Here is a 16,460-nt window from a genome sequence, read left to right as displayed (position 1 = left end):
CAGCCCCAGCGCAATCGGCGACATCGCACGCGCCGCTCTTGTCCTCACGCATTTCGAGCACAACTACCTACCGGCAATTCGCTGAGATCACGTCATTGAGTCCTTTGTCGACGACATCGACGGCAGCGACGCTGAAGGAACTACCCGGTTCGCCCTCGACGGCACGAACTACGAGATCGATCTTTCGGGCGCGAACAGGGACAAGCTGGAGAAGGTTCTAGGGCGCGTATTGAGTTGTGATCAGATCAGACGCTCGACGGTGTTGCGATCCTGGTAGACCTCTGCGTCGTGGCTGACCGGCCGGCCGCCCCTGCCACCCTTGTTCTTCCGGTTGGCGACCTGGTCCTTCTTCTTCGGGATGACGGCTTTGATGTGGCGTTTGCGGAGGTAGGCGCGGTTGCCGCGGGAGGAGTAGGCCTTGTCCGCGGCGACCCGGTCAGGCCTGGTACGCGGACGGCCGATGGGCCCGCGGATGCGTACCTTCTTGAGCACGGGGATGAACTGCGGGCTATCGGCGGCCTGTCTCGCGGTCAGCACGAACGCCAGCGGACGGCACCTGCGATCGGCGGCGAGGTGGACCTTGCTCCTCTGCCCGCCCCTCGATCGTCCGAGCAGGGCGGCCTTCAACCGGAGCTTGCGCCGGCACCGGATGCGCCGTCGTTCTTCCCTCTCGGGGTCCTCTGCGCGGCTCTGCCCGTCTCCTTCCGAGCCGCCCCCTTTTGCCGGGCCTTCTCCTGCTCGGCGGCCTTCTCCAGGGCGGTGACGACGTCCTGGTCGAGGTGCATCCCGGCAGCGTCGTGGTGAGCCCGCGCGGTCGTGGAGTCCACGCTGACCAGGGACAAGTCCACCTCGCCCCGCTTTGCGGCTTCCGCGATCATGCCCTCCAGCAGAGCTTCGAAGACACCGGCGTCCCTCCACTGCCGGAAGCGGTTGTGGACGGTCGACCAGGCACCGAACTCCACCGGCATCTCCCGCCACTGCCCGCCCGTCCGGAACCGCCAGATCACGCCCTCGAACTGCTGCCGCAGCCGCTCGGGGTACGGGCCGAACCCACCGATCGGCAGGTAGGGCTCGATGAACTCCCATTCCACATCCGTCAATTGCACTCGCGTCACGCAAAACGATCTACCGGATCGGGCTCCGAAACGAGGGCGGATCCCGCAGATTGATCACAACCAAATACACGCCCTAGCGCCGTTCATTAGCAAGGCTCGTCCCGTGCGTGCCGAGCGTCCAGGCCGGGGCCGGCGGGTAGTTGGTGGCAGCACTCGCGCCATGGGCCGCGAGCAGTCCGCCAACATTCGGCAATGGGCTAAGTCCCGCGGCCTGCCGGTGAGCGAGCGGGGCCGGATCGCCTCCAGCCTCGTCGAACAGTACGAAGCCGCGCACTAGCGAAGAGAAGCATGCGGGCCCGCTGTGGAGACGCTGGCGATCGCGCCTGGCGACACTAGTGGGCCACGCAGCGACGAGGCACGCTCATGACGAGTTATGAACCTCCACACGGCTGACCGGAAAATCGACCCCTCAGCCGGGCAGGCGGCAGCGAACCCCAGCAAGGGTTCGTCGGCCAGGGCTGATCGGGACCGGTATGAGTCAGGCGGCTCGCGACCTCCGGGCTGGTCCCAGGGATCTCATCCAGCCGGGCCACCGTGTCCATCGCCGACAACGCGACCTCCCTGGGATGGGCGTCGGAGTCGAGCTCGGCGGGCTGGACGTCGGGCATGCCGGTGATCCGCGCCTCGATCCGGGCGGCGAGCCGGGCGATCTGCGCGTCCAGGCCGTCGATTTGAGCCAGCAGCTGCGCGGTGAGCTCGCCATGGTGGTCATCGAAGCGCCCGTTCAGCGCTTCCACCGAGGCGGGAATCTTCCCCCGGCGCCAGACTTTTTTGCGACATCAAAGCCGTCTCATGCGGCGTCGGCGTCGGCGAGCAACCCGCCCCGATTTTCACGCCCGGTGTGGCGTCCCGAAAGGGCCAGGGGGACCTTTTCAGGAAGATCAGCTTCTCGTGCAGCTCGGCGTTCTCCTGCTCCCGCTCCCGGATCCTGGCTCGCTCCGGCCCGGAGACCGGCGGCTGCTTGTCCTGTGCGCTCGTGATCCGGTGCCGGTTCACCCAGTTGCTCAGGGTGCTGGCGTTGATGTCGAACTCGCGCGCCACCGACGCGACCGTTCGATCGCTCTCCAACATCATGCGGACGGCTTCCTCCTTGAACTCCGGCGCGAACTGCTTTCGACGCTTTGCCACGTACTCACCTCCTCCAGACTTCTGTCAGCTTATGTAGCAGACGGTCCGGAATCTGCTGGCCGCCTCACAAGTCGGATCAGCTTGTAGATCGTTAAGGTCATCGTGTGCGCGTCCGTCAGTACGTCTACTTCGTTATAAAGAGCGACAGCCTCACGGCTGTGGAGATGTCGGCTCGGATCGGCTTGGACCCGGACGAAGTCATGATCCAAGGGAGCCGGAGCATGCAGCCGCTCCGTCCAGCCGTGCATGCCTGGAAGGTTGCGTGCCGCGATCCCGGATTGACCGTCGATGAGATGATCTCTCGTGTGGTTGACCGGCTTGAGCCGTTCAGTGAGGCGATCGGCGGGCTTGTGGAGGAGTTGAACCGCGGTCACAGCGGTTCATGTGCCGTTTTGCAGGTCGTTCGCTACTTCGACGACGAGGAAGGGGAGGTGGAGGACCTGCGTTCGCCGGACCCGGCCTTTGAGAAGGTATCGGGGCAGCATCAACTGCTCGGCTGGCACTTGGACGGCCGAGTACTGCGGTTCTTGTTCTCGACCCAAGCCGAGCTTGATGTGGATGAATACGGCTAATGGGACCGCCAGGTGGAGATGATGCGATCGTGCCGGCTGTCGCCTAAAAGCCGATCGGTCGAGCGGTGCGACGCGATGATGCCTTGCAGATAGAGGAGCCTCAGCAGGGAGCGCAGCTCCGCCACCCGGCCCCCTTGGCCGATCCTGCCGAGATGCGCTCGCACTCGCGTAGCCGGAAGGCGTTGATGTCGGCTCCCGTCAGCGCCGCGGGCGCGAAGCCGTTCCCGATCGTCGCCTGTTCCTGCAGGAAGCGGCGAGCCATGAACGCCATGCCGCGCGCGGCCACGAATGCACGGAACCCTTCGTAGCGATCCACTGGACCTCTTCGACTCACTTACGAGTTGAGGCAGCAGAAAGGTTGAAACCACAACGTATTGAACGCGTTCCACGGGACCACGATGACCGTCTGACGGAAGCAACGTACCCAGACAGACACGCACTGGCGGAATGGTGCGGCGGCGGCATCGTGGACTAAAGCGCCTAACAGAATGATCTTTGTTGTGCTTTGATCTCTCGCTGTGACCGAGCGAGAGAAGCGCGGGTGGCCAAGCTGAAGCCGTGGGAGGTCAGCGACGAGCTGTGGGCGGTGATCGAGCCGCTTGTGCCGCAGCGTCAGCGCCGGTTCCGGCAGCCGGGACGTAAACGGCTGGATGACCGGCTGGCGTTGCAGGGCATCCTGTTCGTGCTGCACACCGGGATCGCCTGGGAGCACCTGCCGCAGGAACTGGGCTACGGCTCGGGCATGACGTGCTGGCGGCGGCTGGCCGAGTGGAACAAGGCCGGCGTGTGGCAGCGGCTGCACGAGGTCCTGCTCGATCGGCTGCGGCCGCCGACGCCCTCGACCTCTCCCGGGCCGCGGTGGACTCCTCGCAGATCAGAGCGTCAAAAGGGGGGCGCAGACCGGCCCGTCCCCGGTCGATCGAGGGCGGGCCGGCAGCAAGCATCACTTGATCACCGAATCCACCGGCATCCCGCTCGCGGTGATCCTGACCGGCGCCAACCGCGGGCGACGTCACCCAGCTACGCCCGCTGCTGGACGCCATCCCGAAGGTACGCGGCAAGCGCGGCCGGCCCCGCCAGCGTCCCGACGTGGTACTCGCCGACCGCGGCTACGACCACGACAAGTACCGCGCCTTGGTGCGCGAGCTGCAGATCCGCCCGCTGATCGCCCGCCGCGGCACTGAACACGGCTCCGGCCTGGGCAAACAGCGATGGGTCGTCGAGCAGACCTTCGCCCTGCTGCACGCCTTCCGCCGCCTGCGCATCCGCTGGGAGATCCGTGCCGACATCCACGAAGCCTTCCTCAAACTCGCTTGCGCGCCCATCTGCTGGCGACGGCTCACCTCATTGCGTTAGGCGCTCTTAGAGGCCAAGGACACGCTGGCCGATCTGATCACCGCGGCGTTGGAGGAACCGGTCCGAGGAGGCTTGCAGCCTGATGGTCAACGGGCGGCCAGCAGCGCCGTCATCAGGCCTGCCTCAACCGCCAGATAGAACCCCGTGGGATAGCACCGCGACGGCCGCTCCAACAGCATGGCGACGACCCGGCCCGCGGCCATCCCGCCCAGCGCTAGCGCCACCGCCACCAGTACGCCGTCCCGCAGTGTGCCCGCGTCGACGGCGGCCAGCGCCAGTGCCGCCGCCGTCGCCAGGCCGAACCCCCATACACTGCCCGCACCTCGTTGCGGCCGTCCGCAGAGGTTACGCGGAGGCCGAACTGCGCCACCAACTTCCCTGGCGCGACCAGGCCATATACACCCATCCCCGCGAAGAAGACCGCCACCACACCGATGATCACATCCGACATGCCCGAAGCCTGACATCCGGTTGCCTCGCCCGCCATTACCTGACGCGTAGTCACAATTGCCGCATCACCTGCGTCACCGGCCAGCAGCAACGCCAGGTCTCCAAGGCCATCAAGAACGGCCGCAACAAGGGGCGTCCGGCACATGACCGGCGCGCCGGATGCCCATCTCGCATCGCTGGGGGGGCCCTCGGGGTATCCGTCGCCCATCATGGCGTGGTCGGACTCACTGCGGTAGACGTGCTGGTGGCCGTTCCCGGCGTCGATGTCGCGCGTCCTCAGCGCTCGCCGGCGTGCCCGCGACCGCCAGCCCGGACGGAGGGAATACCAGCGACGTACGCCAGTACGATCCCAGGTCCGGCCAGAGCGCCGCCGCGGCCGTAGGTGTGGTTGGCGCGCATTGCCCTGGCCTGTCCGGGCGCGAGGGTGGGGTGGCAGCGACAGCGGGCCTGGATGGAGGTCTTCTCGTCCGCGCTGATCACGTATTCGTCCGCGCCGAGCGGTTCGCCGTCGAAGGTGCGGGCGTATAAGTCCAGGATGCGTTCGGCCTTGACGCGGAAGTCGGGGTCGGTGATGAAGATCCAGGAGCGGTGCTGCCAGGGCTTGATCGCATCCTGGGCCAGCCAGCGACGCACGGTGGAGGCCGACACGAACGTGGCGATGCCCCGCTCCATGGCTTCGCGGGCCAGGTTGCCAGCACGGTGACCTGGGCGGTTTGCAGCGCGGTGAATGCGCGCGGGCGGCCGAGGCGCCCTGCGGTCGGACAGACCCGGCAGCCCCTGCTCGGCGAACCGGCCCCGCCAGGTGCGCACCGTGTCCAGGTGCAGGCCCGTCTCACGGGCGACGCGCGCGTTGGAGCGCCCGCGCGCCGCGTGTAGGACGACCTGCGCACGCAGGCGCAACCGATGCTCGGTCTTGTGCCCGTAGGCCATCTTCTTCAGCCGCTTGCGCTCGGCGGCGGTCGGCGCTACCGGGCGGGCCGGGGCAACGGGCATGAGACGAGGGCCGATCGAGAGGTAGCCGGTAGTCGGACGGCTGTCTTGTCCGTTACTGCGCGCGGGTGGTCGGGCCTGCCGGACCTGATCACGGCTGTTGGGTCAGCTCTCGGCGAGCCGCGCCTTCTTGACCTTGTTGCCGCAGGTGTTCATGGAACACCAACGGCGATTGGCTCCGCGGCTGGTGTCAAGGAAGAGCCCCGCGCATCCGGGGCCTTCGCAGTTCTTGATGCGGCTGCGGTCGGGGCCCCCGAGGATGTGGATGGCATCCGTGGCCAGGACCCCGAGGGCGTCACCGACAGGCGTCGTCCTGGTCAGGCGCCATCCTGCGAGATCGTGTTCGAGCACGGCCGTCGCGTGCCCAGCGGCCGCGACCGTGTTGAGAGTGCGGACATCCTGCGAATCGGGCTGTTCACCTGCGGCGATCGCCGACCCGATTCGGTAGATCGCCTCGCGCAGCTCGACGGCGTCCTTCAGATCGGCTGGCGACACGTACGTGGCGTCGAGCCCTGTGGCCTGCAGCCACATCTTCAGTCGTGCGGGGTCAGTCAGCCGCTCTCGCGGCGCCATGCTGGCTCGATCGCTGATGGTGGCAGTGAACCGGAACGCCAGGACCTCGTTGTCCATTCGGAACACACGACGTACGTCCTCGGTCATGCCAACCTCCGCAGTGAGCGACTAAACCTTTCGAACCGTCTTAGCCGGTTCGACATGATGGTATCCCTCATGACATCGTGGAACCGTCTTAGACAGTTCATTGAGAGGGTTCTCCGCATGAGCAACATCGCGGTCATCGGTCTGGGAGCAATGGGGAGGTCCATCGCGCGCAACCTCCTGAAGGCCGGCTACGACGTCGTGGTGTGCAACCGCTCCGACGGGCCCGCGGACGAACTTGTCGCGGCGGGTGCCCGGCGAGCCGCCTCGGTCGCAGAGGCCATGCACTCGCCGGTGGTCTTCTCGGCCCTGGCCGACGACCGGGCCGTCGCCGAGACGTTCATCGACTCCGGTGTTCTCGCTCAGGCCCAGGGCGGGACCGTTCACGTCAACCTCGCCACGGTGAGCATCGGCCTGGCCCGCCGGGCCGGCGCAGCGCACGCCGAGCATGGTGTCGGGTACGTCGCGGCACCCGTCTTCGGCCGTGTTCCGGTCGCCGAAGCCGGGGCACTCAACATCCTGGCAGCGGGTGAACTGCTGCAGGCTGTCTTCGATCAGGCCATCGCCGACGGTTGCGGGGCGGACGACTGGGCGGCCATCGCGGAACAACAGCCGCGGTGACCGCCGAAGACCAATGACACCGTGACCGCGGCCTGACGATCGCGCCACGAGGCAGCTCTTCGCGTCCTGGTGCCGTTGACGCGCTCGCGGGTGGGCTCATCGCCACCCCTGACATCTGACGAGGCGACACGCACACCACTGGAACCGAAGTCAACTCCCGAAGGACTTCCGGAGCCGACCACTTAGTACCGCGGGAATCCGGGCCTGTCCGCGGACGATCCGAACGACGGCTGGATGGTCCGTTAGCGGGCCGGCGAGGGACGCGGCGCCCGTTCCTGGTGCGACCGTGCGGAGGAGGCAGAGTTGCCTGTCAATTGTCCCGGCAGGCGGGCGGGCGCGCAGGACCGCGGCGCTGCGCCTGGTACGGGTGGAGCGCACCCGCCGCGGCTGCTGGGCGGCGGGCCAGTGGGAGCGTGCCCTCAGCTGATCGGGACGGCGGCGGGCCCGGCCGATCGCCGCGTGAGGTGTGCGAGCCGACGCCACTGGTCGAGCGGGAGCGTAGCTGGATGCTCGGGCAGCGCCTGGAGACACACATGGTCGGCACCTGCTGCCAGGTGTGCGCTGACCCGTGTCGCGATCTCGTCGTCGCCGATCGCGACCAGTGCGCTGACCAGGCGGTCGCTTCCGCCGTCGGCGAAGTCGGCGTCGTCGAACCCGAGCCGCCGCCAGCTCGCCCGGTAGGGTGCGCCGGGAAGGTATCCGGCGATGTGAGCGCGTGCCCTGGCCCGGGCCTCGTCGGCTCTCACTCCGGTGACCACGGCCTGTTCGACGATCAGGACGCGGTCCGGCCCCAGCACCGCGCGGGCCTCGGCAGTGTGCTCCGGTGTGACCAGGTAGGAAAAGGCCCCGGCCGACTGGTCCCGCGCCAGTTCGAGGGCCCGTGGGCCGAGCGCCGCGAGCACCCGGGGCGGCTGGGGCGCCGGACCGCCGTCGACCGCGGCCAGTTCGAGTACGGGATCGGGCTCGTCCAAGCGGTCGAGGTGTTCGCGAAGTGCGGTCAAAGGCCGTTCGTAGCGCAGACCCAGCACACCCTCGACGAGCCGGGCGTGGGACGTGCCGAGGCCCAGCACGAAACGGCCGGGATGGGCGTCGAGCAGCGCCCGCGCCTGCGACCTGATCACCCGGGGGTGGCGTCCCCAGATCACCGTGATGCCCGTTCCCACGACCAGCGAAGCGGTGGCGTCCAGCAGCGTGGACGCCTCCATGAACGAGTCGCGGACCAGCCCCTCGCTCAGCCACAAGGCGCCGTAGCCGAGAGTCTCGACCTCGGCGGCGGCTTCGGCGGACGCCGCTGGTGACCGTAGGTCCATGCCGGGCACCCACACTCCTACCGCGCCGATGAAGGGCAGGGTCGACTTCATGAACGAACTCCTCACTAGTATCTGGAGTGGCGCTCCACATAGTAACGGAGTGTCGCTCCGGTACGATGAGGAGAGGCAACGACGTGATGACCGAGCACCCCAGGCGCAGCGACGCGCGCCGCAACCGAGCTCGCCTGATCGAGGCGGCAACGGTGCTCTTCGACGAGGTCGGCATCGAGTTGGCCACGATGAACGACATCGCCCGCCGTGCGGGAGTGGGACCCGGGACGCTGTGGCGCCACTTCCCCGACAAGGAGGCGCTGACGGCCGAAATCGTCGGCCAAAGTCTGGACGGCCTCGCCGCGCTGGCCGTCGAACTACTCGACGAGCCGGAATCGCGGGACATCCTGCGCGAGTGGACTTCCGCCCTCGTCCGGCACATCACCCGCTACCGCGGGATCGCCACCAGTTACGCGCGGGCAACACGCACGGGGGAAGGCCCGCTGGGCGCCCGCTGTCTGGCCGTCGAACAGGCCGCCACCGAGTTGGTGCAACACGCACGAGCCCGCGGCCAGGCCCGAGACGACCTGACCGGCTTCGAACTGATCGAGATGGCTACGGCCGTCGCCTGGGTAAACGAGACGACCGCCCCGCCGGACATCGCCGAACGGCTCCTCGACCTGGTCTTCGAGGGCCTGCGTCCACGCTGAACGAATCATCGACGAGGTCACCGGGCGGGTCGGTGATAGCGGGCACCTGGGCCAGCGCGGTCCAGCCAGTGCACGTGCTCGGCCAGCGGGACCCCGGGTGCGGTCGGCACGCCCAGCCCCACCATGGCCAGCGCCGCCAGCTCCGGCCGGTCGCCGAGCTCGGGAACCGCCTCCTTGTAGATCCGGCGCAGCGCCGCGGGTTCCGCTCCGACGCGTTCCAGCAGCAGCGCGATCAGGAAGCGCAGTTCGCCACGTATCCGTGGCGGCGGGTCCTGGGCGAGCACGCCGGACAGCAGGTCGATCATGTTCGCCGAGTCCAGGCTCCTGGTCGCCGCCCAGCCCAGCTTCACCGCCAGTTCGCCGCCCCCGTTCCCCGTCCAGCGGTGCGTGGCGCAGCACATCGTTCACCAAGCGGACCGCCTCGCTGTCGTGGCCAAGCGCGACGGCCTGGGCGGCGGCCTGCTCCGCCACGCGCACCCATGCCTCGACCTGGCCGGCGTTGCGCAGGTGGCGGGCCAGTTGCCCGAGCGGTTCGACGACGGCGGCAGCGCGGGCATGCAGGTCCTGCCGCCGGGACAGCGGGATGTTGTCGTAGACCGCCTGCACGGCCAGGATGTGCCTGAAGCCCACCAGCTCGGCCTGCTCAACGAACATCCCGCTGGCCAGCGCCTCGTCCAGCCCGGTCAGCGAGCCTCCTCGCGATCGTGGCCATGGTGGGGCCGAACGTCGCGCTCGTGGCCAACGCCGCCACCTTCGCCGTCTCGGCAGCGGTGACCCGAGCTTTCGTCCACCTCCGACCGGCGTCCGCCTCCGAGCACGGGAACACCCGTCCCACCCGCACAGCACTGGGCGGCATCCGCATGGTCCGGACCAACCGTCGGCTGCGCTATTTCGCCACCCTGTCGTGGCTGTACTCGTCCTTCGTGGGTTCCGGAGGCACTGGCGGTGCCGTACTTCGCCCAGATCGGAGAGAGCACCGCCTACGCCGGGTTCCTCATGGCCGCCGACCCCACCTGCTCCGCCGCGGGAACCCTGTTGATCACCAGGCTCGAACCTGAGGCGAGCCGTGCGCGCCCCGATGGCGCTGGCCGTAGGCGTCCCCCCGCTGTTGTCCGCCCTCCAGCCGGACCTGCCGCTTGCCCTGGTCCTGCTGGGGGCCACCGGATTCCTGTCGAGTTACATGGTCCTGGCCCACACCGCTTTCATCAGAACGGCCCCGGACAACCGCCACGGCCAGGTGATCGGCATCGGCTCGGCGGGTCTGATCGGAGGCCAAGGACTGGGCGTCCTGCTGGCCGGCCTGCTGGACGACTCGCTGGGCGCCCACCTCGCGATCGCCGTCTGCGCAGCCGCCGGCACCCTGACCGCCATCGCCATCACGGCCTCCGGCCGCCGCACCTGACGGACCGGCGGGCGTGCCGTCGAGAGCCTCCAGCCCGGCACCGCCGACTATCACCAGATGATCGTCGGCCACCGTCGGTCTGCCTGATCCTTCGAGCTCCCACCTCTGCTGCCCATCTCCTCTGTCACACCCGGAGTCTCCTCGCCCGTGTCGATGACGACCAGGCCGGAGGTGAGAGCGGGGGCCACTGCGAACGCATGAGATCCAGTCGTCGTGACCTGCGGATGGTCGCAGTGCTGCTGACGCCACCGGGTGGCCGCTCACCTCTGGCACGCCGATCGAGCGTGGTCACCAGTGACCGTCTCGTCTCGCCACGACACGCCGGGCACCTCGAGGACCACCGTCCGGCGGGCGCGCCCCCGCACCGACGCCTTTTCCTGTTCCGAAGATCGTGTCGCCGAAGCCCTTGATCGCCGACATGATCGAGTCCAGCACTCCCCGGAAATCTCCGATCAGCAGCCGGACGACATGATTTCCTCCAGCGCGCCTTGGCCGAGCAAGGTAAAAGCTGAAGGGCTCCAGGTCGGTGGCCTCGCCGCCCTCGGTGCACTCGATCACGGTGCAAATGCCCTGGCAGGCGTCGGGAGCTCCATCGCGCCTGAACCACCTGACGCGGATGTTGGCGTTGAAGCCCACGATCTGCGAGGCCCTCCGGATCTTCTCCTGGCCGGGATCCGGCGTGAAGACCGGGTCGTCGGTCCTTTTGCGGCGGCCTTCAGTCTCGATCTGCCACGTCCACCCGGTCACGACGGAGCCTCCGTAGCCCTCCTCGTCGTCAAAGTCGCCGTCCTCTTCCGCGTTACCGCTCGAACGACGTCAGGCCCTTCCCCGGGATCCAGATCGGATCGGCCGTGCCCGGCGCAGACGTGTCCACGTCCAGCCGCCAGTCACGCACGAGAAGACTCCGCATGATCGTTCTCTTCAGTGCATGCGAAAGCGCCGTCCCGCTGCAGCGGGACGGCGCTAAAGGAAAGAAGGAGAGCCAAGGAACATTCTTGGTTCGAGGTTGATCTGACCTTGACCGTTTCTGTTTACTGGAATTGCACGTGCGCCCATTTCGCATACGGCCTAATCATCGGGCACGTCGCTGCCGAAGTTCTGGAGCCCGCCGCCCGCCATGTTCCGTGAGTGTAGACGGCGCCAGCGGCGTCCGGGCTGGTCTGGCAGCCGAGGCTGAGGCGGAAGTACCCGCTTCCAGACGCGCAATAGGCGCTTCCCTTATCCGGAGCGTCAGGCATGTAGTAATTGATGCCTGCCTTGCAAACGGTGGGCGTCGCATGCGCCACCCCGGGATTGATCAGGACGAGTGTTCCTGCGGCAATGGCCAAGGCCGCTGCGAACTTTCTCATGAGTGCTCCTTGCTGAGGAACGCGCTTCCGTCGGAAGTCAACCAGGCTCAGGTATATCCGCGGTATGTTTGCCCAGACCACGGCTCGCGATCAGCGACCACCGAGCATGATAGGCACGGCAGGAACATCCCGGCCCTGGCCGCTCCTGATGGCACACCGTTGTGGACCTCCGACTCCTTGCCCGGCTCGGTACACGGCCTTAAGCCGCCCGGATCTGGGACATTCTGCGCTGCCTGCAGACCGTTGGCCTGGTAATGCTCGCCGATAGGGAGACCTCGGCGCCGGTGAGCACGTGCGCGAGCCGATACTGCCCGCTTCTCGCAAGTCAGGCCATCAAAGCTATCTTCGTTCTTCGGCGCCGCGACGCGGGATGAAAACATTCAGCGATGTCAACGCTTGAACGTTTCATCTAGAAATGTGGCGACGCGCGCCTGCCACTCGCGAGCCGACGCCAGCACAGCGGTCATCTCATGCGATCCATGGACATGTCCCGGCCAGCAGATCACTTCGGCTGGAACTTCGTGCCGTCTCAACGCTTGACCGTAGGCCTCTCCTTCGTCGCGGAGCAGGTCGTACTCGGCTACCATGATCAACGCGGGTGGCAGGCCTGACAGGTCACCAGCCAGCAAGGGTGAGGCATAGGGATGGTACCGATCCTCGCGATCGCAGTACCTGTCGATGTTGGCGGCCAGCTCATCTCGCGTCAGTACGAGCCCTTCACCCGACTGTTCGACGGGCACCCGGCTCATCGTCAGGTCGAGCACGGGGATCTCAAGGACCTGGGCGGAAAGCGATGGGCCGCCCCGGTCATGGGCCTTGAGCGCGACGGCGGCGGCCAGGTTGGCTCCCGATGAGTCGCCTCCGATCGACAGCCGCGAGGCGTCCACGTCGAGCTGGGGAGCGTGGCCGGCGACCCACTGCAGGGCCGCGTAGCAGTCGTCGACCGGCACGGGGAAGCGATGCTCCGGGGCAAGGCGATGAGCGACGGAGATCACGACACAGCCAGCGTCGGCCGCGAGACGACCGCAGACGGCGTCACGATGGGCGAGTTCACCCAGCCACCAGCCACCTCCGTGGATATAGACGTGGCAGGGCAGCGGCGTCGAACGCTCCGGCGTATAACTGCGTACCGTGATCACCCCGCCCTCCACCTGAACCTGGTGATCCATCCGAGCCACGGGAGGCGACGGCCTGGACACAGTGGCGGAGCGTTGGTCCATCCCTCGATGGATCATGGCCCGCTGCTGGCCGACCGGCACTGGCACCTCCGCCATCCGCGCACGGTTCTTCTCGATTTGGGTTAGCAGGGGGATGAGCTCTGGAAGTATCGGCACCGGTCGGCCTTTCAATAGACGCAGCAGATGGGCTAATAGATTCTCGACCGTCTCATGAAGCGACTCCAGGGCTCTGACCGGACACTTGCCGGACATCTGTTCCCGGGGACGTGAATGCGGACAGGTAGGCTCCGTGCCAGTGGAAATGCGATTGTCACTCACCGAGAACGTGGAGACGAAGCTGGCGACAAGTGCCGTGGGTGACAGGGCTCATATGTAGCCGGCGGTGAGACAGGTCGATCCGGGGGCATCTCGCGTGCCCGCCATCTAATAAAGGTGATATGTCCGGCAAGTGCCCGGTTCATTTCCTGGTCTGCAACTTCGCAACACTCTACAGTGAACTCATTTAAGGCCGTCATGGCGCCCGTGCGCGAGTCGTCGGCCTTGTTCGAGCAGCAGCCGTGCAACAACCCGCCCAAGTGTTCATTCCTGCGAAACGACGAGAAAGAGAGCGCATCGTGAAACTCATCGCATGCCGCAGACGGGTCAGCTTGGTGCTAACCGTCGGCGCGATCTTCCTCGGGACGGCAATCCCTGCAGCCGCCGCGAGCACCGATTCGTCGACGATCCCCGACTCTGCCTTGCTGGCGGCGTCCGAACTGCCGATCACCAACGGGGGCGGCACCTGGACCGGGCCCAGTGTGAGGCTCGTCCAGCTCACCTTCAACATGTGCACAGCAAAGCCCGCCCGCTCCAGAGAGATCGCGCAAGTGTCCTACGGAAGGGTGCCGTCCACGGGCTACGGCGGGGCCTACGCCACGGTGGTGACCTTCGATAGCGCAGCCGACGCCGCCCGAGCCCGTGCGAAGTGGGCTGATGACCTGGCCACCTGTGCGGCGCGTTTCCCGCGCACGGATGAGGAGGGTCGGCTTTACGTGCAGGGCGTCGACCGGGTGAGCCAGGTCGACGGTGTCGATGTGTACGGGATGCGCGTCGGGGCCAGCTTCTATATCGAGGCGCCGGTAAATCTCTATGGCGAATCGTTCGTCGTAGCGAGCGGACGTACGCTCTACATCGTCGAGGTGCCTGACAACGTGACGTCGGCGACGCACGCGCCGATGCCGATGGCGGCGACGGTAGCAGCGGTCAAGCGGCGCCTTGCGGCGGTCGGCTGACCGGCCGCAAAACCGAGCTGATCACCGGATCTCGTACCTGCTGCGCCGGGCTTCAGGAAAATCGCGCCGCGGTGTGCCCCAAGCAGATCCTGCTTTTCATCGCCAAAGAAAACCGATCAGCCGAATCATCAGCAAAAGGAGTCCCCTCATCCGCGTTATCCCTCGGCGTGCCATCGCGGCAGTGGCGCAGCTTCGGCCCTGGCCGTCGCGACCGGACCGGCAGGCGCCGCGACTGGATAGCGCACCCTCCAGGGATCGGGGCACATCACGCTGGTCGTGGACCCGAAGGCCAGCTGCATCAGTAGCAGCTTCGCGTTCTCATCGGTCGCTCACAACACCAACGTGTCCGTCACCGTCACACCGGCTTCCGGTGTGACGGCATCGGCGGGTTCCCGCCACAGCGTCAAGGTGCCGTCCTGACAGGCGCATACCGGCCGAACTGGCCTTGGGGCCGCGGAGCCCGAGGGATTTCGCCCTCGGGCTCTCCGTTCGACGTTGTTCGGGATCACGGGGATGACGCTGCGTTCCTTTCGGACAAGAGGACAGGTCCAGCAGGCCGGTCAGCTCCTTGCAGGTGGGCGTCGAGGCTCCACTGCCGTTTCGGGTCGCGACCCTTGACGACTTGGTAGATGGCCTCGATCGCTTCATGGCATCTCCGGCCTGGCCGGAACCCCGTAACTCCTGGGCTGGTTGGAGCGGGCGTTATCTCCCAGGCCATCCTCGGGCTTGGCGGCGTGGGCAAGAGCGAGCTGGCCCTGCAGTACGCGCATCGACATCGAGCCGACTACCGGTTGGTGTGGTGGATGGAGGCCGACAGCCCTGCCCAGATTCAAGCGGGCCTGGCCGGGCTGGCCGGAGCGCTGGTCGCGGGTATCGACTCTGTGGCCGCCGAGCAGGCCACCACAGAGGAGCCCGCTGCCTGGGCGCTGGCCTGGCTGAATAGCCGCACCGGTTGGCTGGTCATCTTCGACAACGTCGAAGAGGCCGCCGACATCGACCTGTACCTGGCCCGGCTCGCGCGGGCATGTGCTGATCACCACCCGGCGCGACATCGGCTGGCCGCAACGCGGCATCACGCCGCTGCGGCTGGAGGTACTTGACCGCCCCGCTTCCATCGCCCTGCTGGCCGACCTCATCGGCCCCCCGACCACGATCCAAAGCCCGTCGACCATCCTTCAACCCTGGCCATCCGGCGATATTACGCGTCCTGGACCGGACATGCCGGGGACGCAGATGGGGCCCGCGATCAGTTCGTCGCCCTACTCCCTACATTCGAACGCGTTCTGGGGGTCGAGCATCCCACGACGCCGATGACCTGGGCTAACCACATCCGCAGGATAGGACCGGCAGGGGATCCTGCGGCCGCTTGCGACCAGTTCGCCGCCCGGCTGCCCACCATCGAGCGCGCCCGAGGCGTCGACCATCCCTCGACCCTGGCCATCCGCTACTTCATTGCGGTCTGGACGGGGAGAGCAGGGAATGCAAGCGGCGCCCGCGACCAACTGGCCGCGTTGCTTCCCATCCGCGAGCGCATCTTAGGCGTAGGGCACTCCGACGCTCGGGCCACCCGCCGTCAGCTCGCCTTTTGGGTGGACGAGGTGGGCTGACGGGAACAACGCGGGAGGCTCCTCATACCGTCGCCTGTTGGCGAATACGTCACAGTTGAATACGTCACAGTACCGGTCGGCCTGGTGATCTTGCTCCCGTGACAAGTTCCTGGGTGAGGGTCCGCGACAGGCCCATGTCACCCGTGTTCTCTTGGAGGCCTACACCTTGCCTCTCTGGAGGAACGCGCGTGCAGACGATACTCCCCTCCGCAGAAACGACTTGTCCGGCTCATGCTGCTGCTCCCATCCGACCCTCGCGAGCCGCTGTGGAACAGCGCGGCCGACGACTGCGGAGACCTCCCCACTGTCATGTCGATCCACGGATGGGTCGGCGACACCGCCAAGATGTGACCTGAAGGCGCTCCCCGCACCTGGCTGAGATGGTCCTCATCGCATTCGGCAACCCGAGCGAGGCCACCCTGCGCCTGCTGTCGCAAGCGGTCGCCCCGACCTCCCGCGCACACGCTGGGACCGGTGTCGGCGCGGCGTGGGCCGCTCGCGCCTGCGAGACCGCCATCGACGTCCTGGCCGAGGTCGACTCGTTGGAGGAGGTGCGGGAGCGGGCGAAGACCGACTGGAGTTTGGACTCCTGACGCCGAGACCACGCACTCGATCACAACGAATACGACACAGTCGCATACGTCACTGTGCCGGTCTCAGAGGGCGGTTCGCGAGTTGATGTCCCTTTGATCGCTTGCTCTGCACGAGAAGGGCTGGTCACGGGCTCGTTGCCGGGTTACGGATGCGGCTGAG

The 16,460-nt window shown here is 67.0% G+C and carries 22 protein-coding genes and 2 pseudogenes; 12 read left to right on the top strand and 12 right to left on the bottom strand.

From position 1 onward, the window contains the following. The first annotated feature begins 94 nt into the window (after window positions 1-94). The gene (locus AB0J69_RS59125) at window positions 95-277 is read left to right on the top strand and encodes a histone-like nucleoid-structuring protein Lsr2 (RefSeq protein ID WP_364137607.1); all 183 of its coding nucleotides are present in this window, start codon (window positions 95-97) and stop codon (window positions 275-277) included. Here the strand turns inward: AB0J69_RS59125 and AB0J69_RS59120 are convergent. Next, window positions 244-1,115, bottom strand: a pseudogene (locus AB0J69_RS59120) (IS5 family transposase); the annotation flags it as partial. The gene AB0J69_RS59125 and the pseudogene AB0J69_RS59120 overlap by 34 nt on opposite strands. Between AB0J69_RS59120 and AB0J69_RS59115 the strand changes: the two are divergent. Continuing rightward, window positions 1,075-1,392, top strand: a complete 318-nt coding sequence (locus AB0J69_RS59115; protein WP_364137601.1) for a histone-like nucleoid-structuring protein Lsr2 — start codon at window positions 1,075-1,077, stop codon at window positions 1,390-1,392. The pseudogene AB0J69_RS59120 and the gene AB0J69_RS59115 sit on opposite strands and share 41 nt — an antisense overlap. 94 nt (window positions 1,393-1,486) lie before the next feature. On the opposite strand, the gene AB0J69_RS59110 is transcribed toward AB0J69_RS59115, so the two are convergent. After that, the gene (locus tag AB0J69_RS59110) at window positions 1,487-1,852 is read right to left on the bottom strand and encodes a hypothetical protein (RefSeq protein ID WP_364137599.1); all 366 of its coding nucleotides are present in this window, start codon (window positions 1,850-1,852) and stop codon (window positions 1,487-1,489) included. Then, window positions 1,824-2,243, bottom strand: a complete 420-nt coding sequence (locus AB0J69_RS59105) for a transposase (RefSeq protein WP_364137597.1) — start codon at window positions 2,241-2,243, stop codon at window positions 1,824-1,826. The genes AB0J69_RS59110 and AB0J69_RS59105 overlap by 29 nt, the downstream gene beginning before the upstream one ends. Window positions 2,244-2,347: 104 nt before the next feature. Between AB0J69_RS59105 and AB0J69_RS59100 the strand changes: the two genes are divergently transcribed. Further along, entirely contained in the window at window positions 2,348-2,815 is a 468-nt protein-coding gene (locus AB0J69_RS59100; RefSeq protein ID WP_364137595.1) for a DUF4279 domain-containing protein, read from the top strand. A 100-nt stretch (window positions 2,816-2,915) separates the two neighbouring features. Here the strand turns inward: AB0J69_RS59100 and AB0J69_RS59095 are convergent, their stop codons facing one another. Continuing rightward, window positions 2,916-3,131, bottom strand: a complete 216-nt coding sequence (locus AB0J69_RS59095; RefSeq protein ID WP_364137593.1) for a hypothetical protein — start codon at window positions 3,129-3,131, stop codon at window positions 2,916-2,918. 234 nt (window positions 3,132-3,365) lie between these two features. On the opposite strand from AB0J69_RS59095, the pseudogene AB0J69_RS59090 reads away from it, so the two are divergent. Beyond that, window positions 3,366-4,171, top strand: a pseudogene (locus AB0J69_RS59090) (IS5 family transposase). Window positions 4,172-4,257: 86 nt separating this feature from the next. Here the strand turns inward: AB0J69_RS59090 and AB0J69_RS59085 are convergent. From AB0J69_RS59085 to AB0J69_RS59070, 4 genes are all read right to left on the bottom strand, one after another. Next, window positions 4,258-4,401 carry a hypothetical protein gene (locus AB0J69_RS59085; RefSeq protein ID WP_364137609.1) on the bottom strand — a complete coding sequence of 48 codons (144 nt, stop codon included), beginning with the start codon at window positions 4,399-4,401 and terminating at the stop codon, window positions 4,258-4,260. Beyond that, on the bottom strand, window positions 4,386-4,622 hold the full coding sequence (locus AB0J69_RS59080) for a DUF4345 family protein (protein WP_364137591.1): 237 nt from the start codon (window positions 4,620-4,622) through the stop codon (window positions 4,386-4,388). Before AB0J69_RS59080 ends, AB0J69_RS59085 begins: the two co-directional genes overlap by 16 nt. A 275-nt stretch (window positions 4,623-4,897) precedes the next feature. Beyond that, window positions 4,898-5,614 carry a helix-turn-helix domain-containing protein gene (locus tag AB0J69_RS59075; RefSeq protein ID WP_364137589.1) on the bottom strand — a complete coding sequence of 239 codons (717 nt, stop codon included), beginning with the start codon at window positions 5,612-5,614 and terminating at the stop codon, window positions 4,898-4,900. Window positions 5,615-5,716: 102 nt separating this feature from the next. After that, a complete protein-coding gene (locus AB0J69_RS59070; protein ID WP_364137605.1) occupies window positions 5,717-6,271 on the bottom strand; it encodes an ABATE domain-containing protein in 555 nt (184 codons plus the stop codon). Between AB0J69_RS59070 and AB0J69_RS59065 the strand changes: the two genes are divergently transcribed. Continuing rightward, window positions 6,194-6,889 (top strand): NAD(P)-binding domain-containing protein, encoded by a 696-nt coding sequence (locus tag AB0J69_RS59065; RefSeq protein WP_364137603.1) that lies wholly within the window; start codon window positions 6,194-6,196, stop codon window positions 6,887-6,889. The genes AB0J69_RS59070 and AB0J69_RS59065 overlap by 78 nt on opposite strands. Window positions 6,890-7,308: 419 nt before the next feature. On the opposite strand, the gene AB0J69_RS59060 is transcribed toward AB0J69_RS59065, so the two are convergent. After that, entirely contained in the window at window positions 7,309-8,250 is a 942-nt protein-coding gene (locus AB0J69_RS59060; RefSeq protein ID WP_364137587.1) for a TIGR03620 family F420-dependent LLM class oxidoreductase, read from the bottom strand. A gap of 86 nt (window positions 8,251-8,336) precedes the next feature. Here AB0J69_RS59060 and AB0J69_RS59055 point away from each other — a divergent pair, with 86 nt between their 5' ends. Beyond that, complete coding sequence (locus tag AB0J69_RS59055) at window positions 8,337-8,900, top strand: helix-turn-helix domain-containing protein (protein ID WP_364137585.1); 564 nt, start codon at window positions 8,337-8,339, stop codon at window positions 8,898-8,900. 17 nt (window positions 8,901-8,917) lie between these two features. Here AB0J69_RS59055 and AB0J69_RS59050 read toward each other — a convergent pair whose 3' ends face one another. Next, window positions 8,918-9,301 (bottom strand): hypothetical protein, encoded by a 384-nt coding sequence (locus AB0J69_RS59050; RefSeq protein ID WP_364137583.1) that lies wholly within the window; start codon window positions 9,299-9,301, stop codon window positions 8,918-8,920. A 28-nt stretch (window positions 9,302-9,329) separates the two neighbouring features. On the opposite strand from AB0J69_RS59050, the gene AB0J69_RS59045 reads away from it, so the two are divergent. Together AB0J69_RS59045 and AB0J69_RS59040 are read left to right on the top strand one after the other, a co-directional pair. Further along, a complete protein-coding gene (locus tag AB0J69_RS59045; protein WP_364137582.1) occupies window positions 9,330-9,674 on the top strand; it encodes a hypothetical protein in 345 nt (114 codons plus the stop codon). 292 nt (window positions 9,675-9,966) lie between these two features. After that, window positions 9,967-10,302, top strand: coding sequence for a hypothetical protein (locus AB0J69_RS59040; protein ID WP_364137580.1), 336 nt, complete (start codon window positions 9,967-9,969; stop codon window positions 10,300-10,302). Between the two features lie 288 nt (window positions 10,303-10,590). On the opposite strand, the gene AB0J69_RS59035 is transcribed toward AB0J69_RS59040, so the two are convergent. Both AB0J69_RS59035 and AB0J69_RS59030 read right to left on the bottom strand, forming a co-directional pair. Next, a complete protein-coding gene (locus tag AB0J69_RS59035) occupies window positions 10,591-11,049 on the bottom strand; it encodes a hypothetical protein (protein WP_364137578.1) in 459 nt (152 codons plus the stop codon). Between the two features lie 991 nt (window positions 11,050-12,040). Continuing rightward, window positions 12,041-12,820 carry an alpha/beta hydrolase gene (locus AB0J69_RS59030; protein WP_364137576.1) on the bottom strand — a complete coding sequence of 260 codons (780 nt, stop codon included), beginning with the start codon at window positions 12,818-12,820 and terminating at the stop codon, window positions 12,041-12,043. A gap of 623 nt (window positions 12,821-13,443) precedes the next feature. Here AB0J69_RS59030 and AB0J69_RS59025 point away from each other — a divergent pair. From AB0J69_RS59025 to AB0J69_RS59010, 4 genes are all read left to right on the top strand, one after another. Then, window positions 13,444-14,100 (top strand): hypothetical protein, encoded by a 657-nt coding sequence (locus AB0J69_RS59025; RefSeq protein ID WP_364137574.1) that lies wholly within the window; start codon window positions 13,444-13,446, stop codon window positions 14,098-14,100. A 734-nt stretch (window positions 14,101-14,834) separates the two neighbouring features. Beyond that, the gene (locus tag AB0J69_RS59020; protein ID WP_364137572.1) at window positions 14,835-15,200 is read left to right on the top strand and encodes a hypothetical protein; all 366 of its coding nucleotides are present in this window, start codon (window positions 14,835-14,837) and stop codon (window positions 15,198-15,200) included. A gap of 210 nt (window positions 15,201-15,410) precedes the next feature. Next, window positions 15,411-15,707 (top strand): hypothetical protein, encoded by a 297-nt coding sequence (locus AB0J69_RS59015; RefSeq protein ID WP_364137570.1) that lies wholly within the window; start codon window positions 15,411-15,413, stop codon window positions 15,705-15,707. Between the two features lie 380 nt (window positions 15,708-16,087). Further along, entirely contained in the window at window positions 16,088-16,300 is a 213-nt protein-coding gene (locus AB0J69_RS59010) for a hypothetical protein (protein ID WP_364137568.1), read from the top strand. Window positions 16,301-16,460: the final 160 nt, after the last annotated feature.

It is taken from the genome of Nonomuraea sp. NPDC049709 (assembly GCF_040674815.1).
GTDB lineage: Bacteria > Actinomycetota > Actinomycetes > Streptosporangiales > Streptosporangiaceae > Nonomuraea.
This window is presented reverse-complemented; position numbering and strand designations above follow the sequence as displayed.

Excerpts from the sequence above, each read along its gene's own strand:
- AB0J69_RS59015 (WP_364137570.1), top strand. The coding sequence starts at position 15,411 with ATGACCTGGGCTAACCACATCCGCAGGATAGGACCGGCAGGGGATCCT.
- AB0J69_RS59060 (WP_364137587.1), bottom strand. The coding sequence starts at position 8,250 with ATGAAGTCGACCCTGCCCTTCATCGGCGCGGTAGGAGTGTGGGTGCCC.
- AB0J69_RS59080 (WP_364137591.1), bottom strand. The coding sequence starts at position 4,622 with ATGTCGGATGTGATCATCGGTGTGGTGGCGGTCTTCTTCGCGGGGATG.
- AB0J69_RS59075 (WP_364137589.1), bottom strand. The coding sequence starts at position 5,614 with ATGCCCGTTGCCCCGGCCCGCCCGGTAGCGCCGACCGCCGCCGAGCGC.
- AB0J69_RS59055 (WP_364137585.1), top strand. The coding sequence starts at position 8,337 with ATGACCGAGCACCCCAGGCGCAGCGACGCGCGCCGCAACCGAGCTCGC.
- AB0J69_RS59070 (WP_364137605.1), bottom strand. The coding sequence starts at position 6,271 with ATGACCGAGGACGTACGTCGTGTGTTCCGAATGGACAACGAGGTCCTG.
- AB0J69_RS59010 (WP_364137568.1), top strand. The coding sequence starts at position 16,088 with ATGGTCCTCATCGCATTCGGCAACCCGAGCGAGGCCACCCTGCGCCTG.
- AB0J69_RS59115 (WP_364137601.1), top strand. The coding sequence starts at position 1,075 with ATGAACTCCCATTCCACATCCGTCAATTGCACTCGCGTCACGCAAAAC.
- AB0J69_RS59030 (WP_364137576.1), bottom strand. The coding sequence starts at position 12,820 with ATGGATCACCAGGTTCAGGTGGAGGGCGGGGTGATCACGGTACGCAGT.
- AB0J69_RS59050 (WP_364137583.1), bottom strand. The coding sequence starts at position 9,301 with ATGTGCTGCGCCACGCACCGCTGGACGGGGAACGGGGGCGGCGAACTG.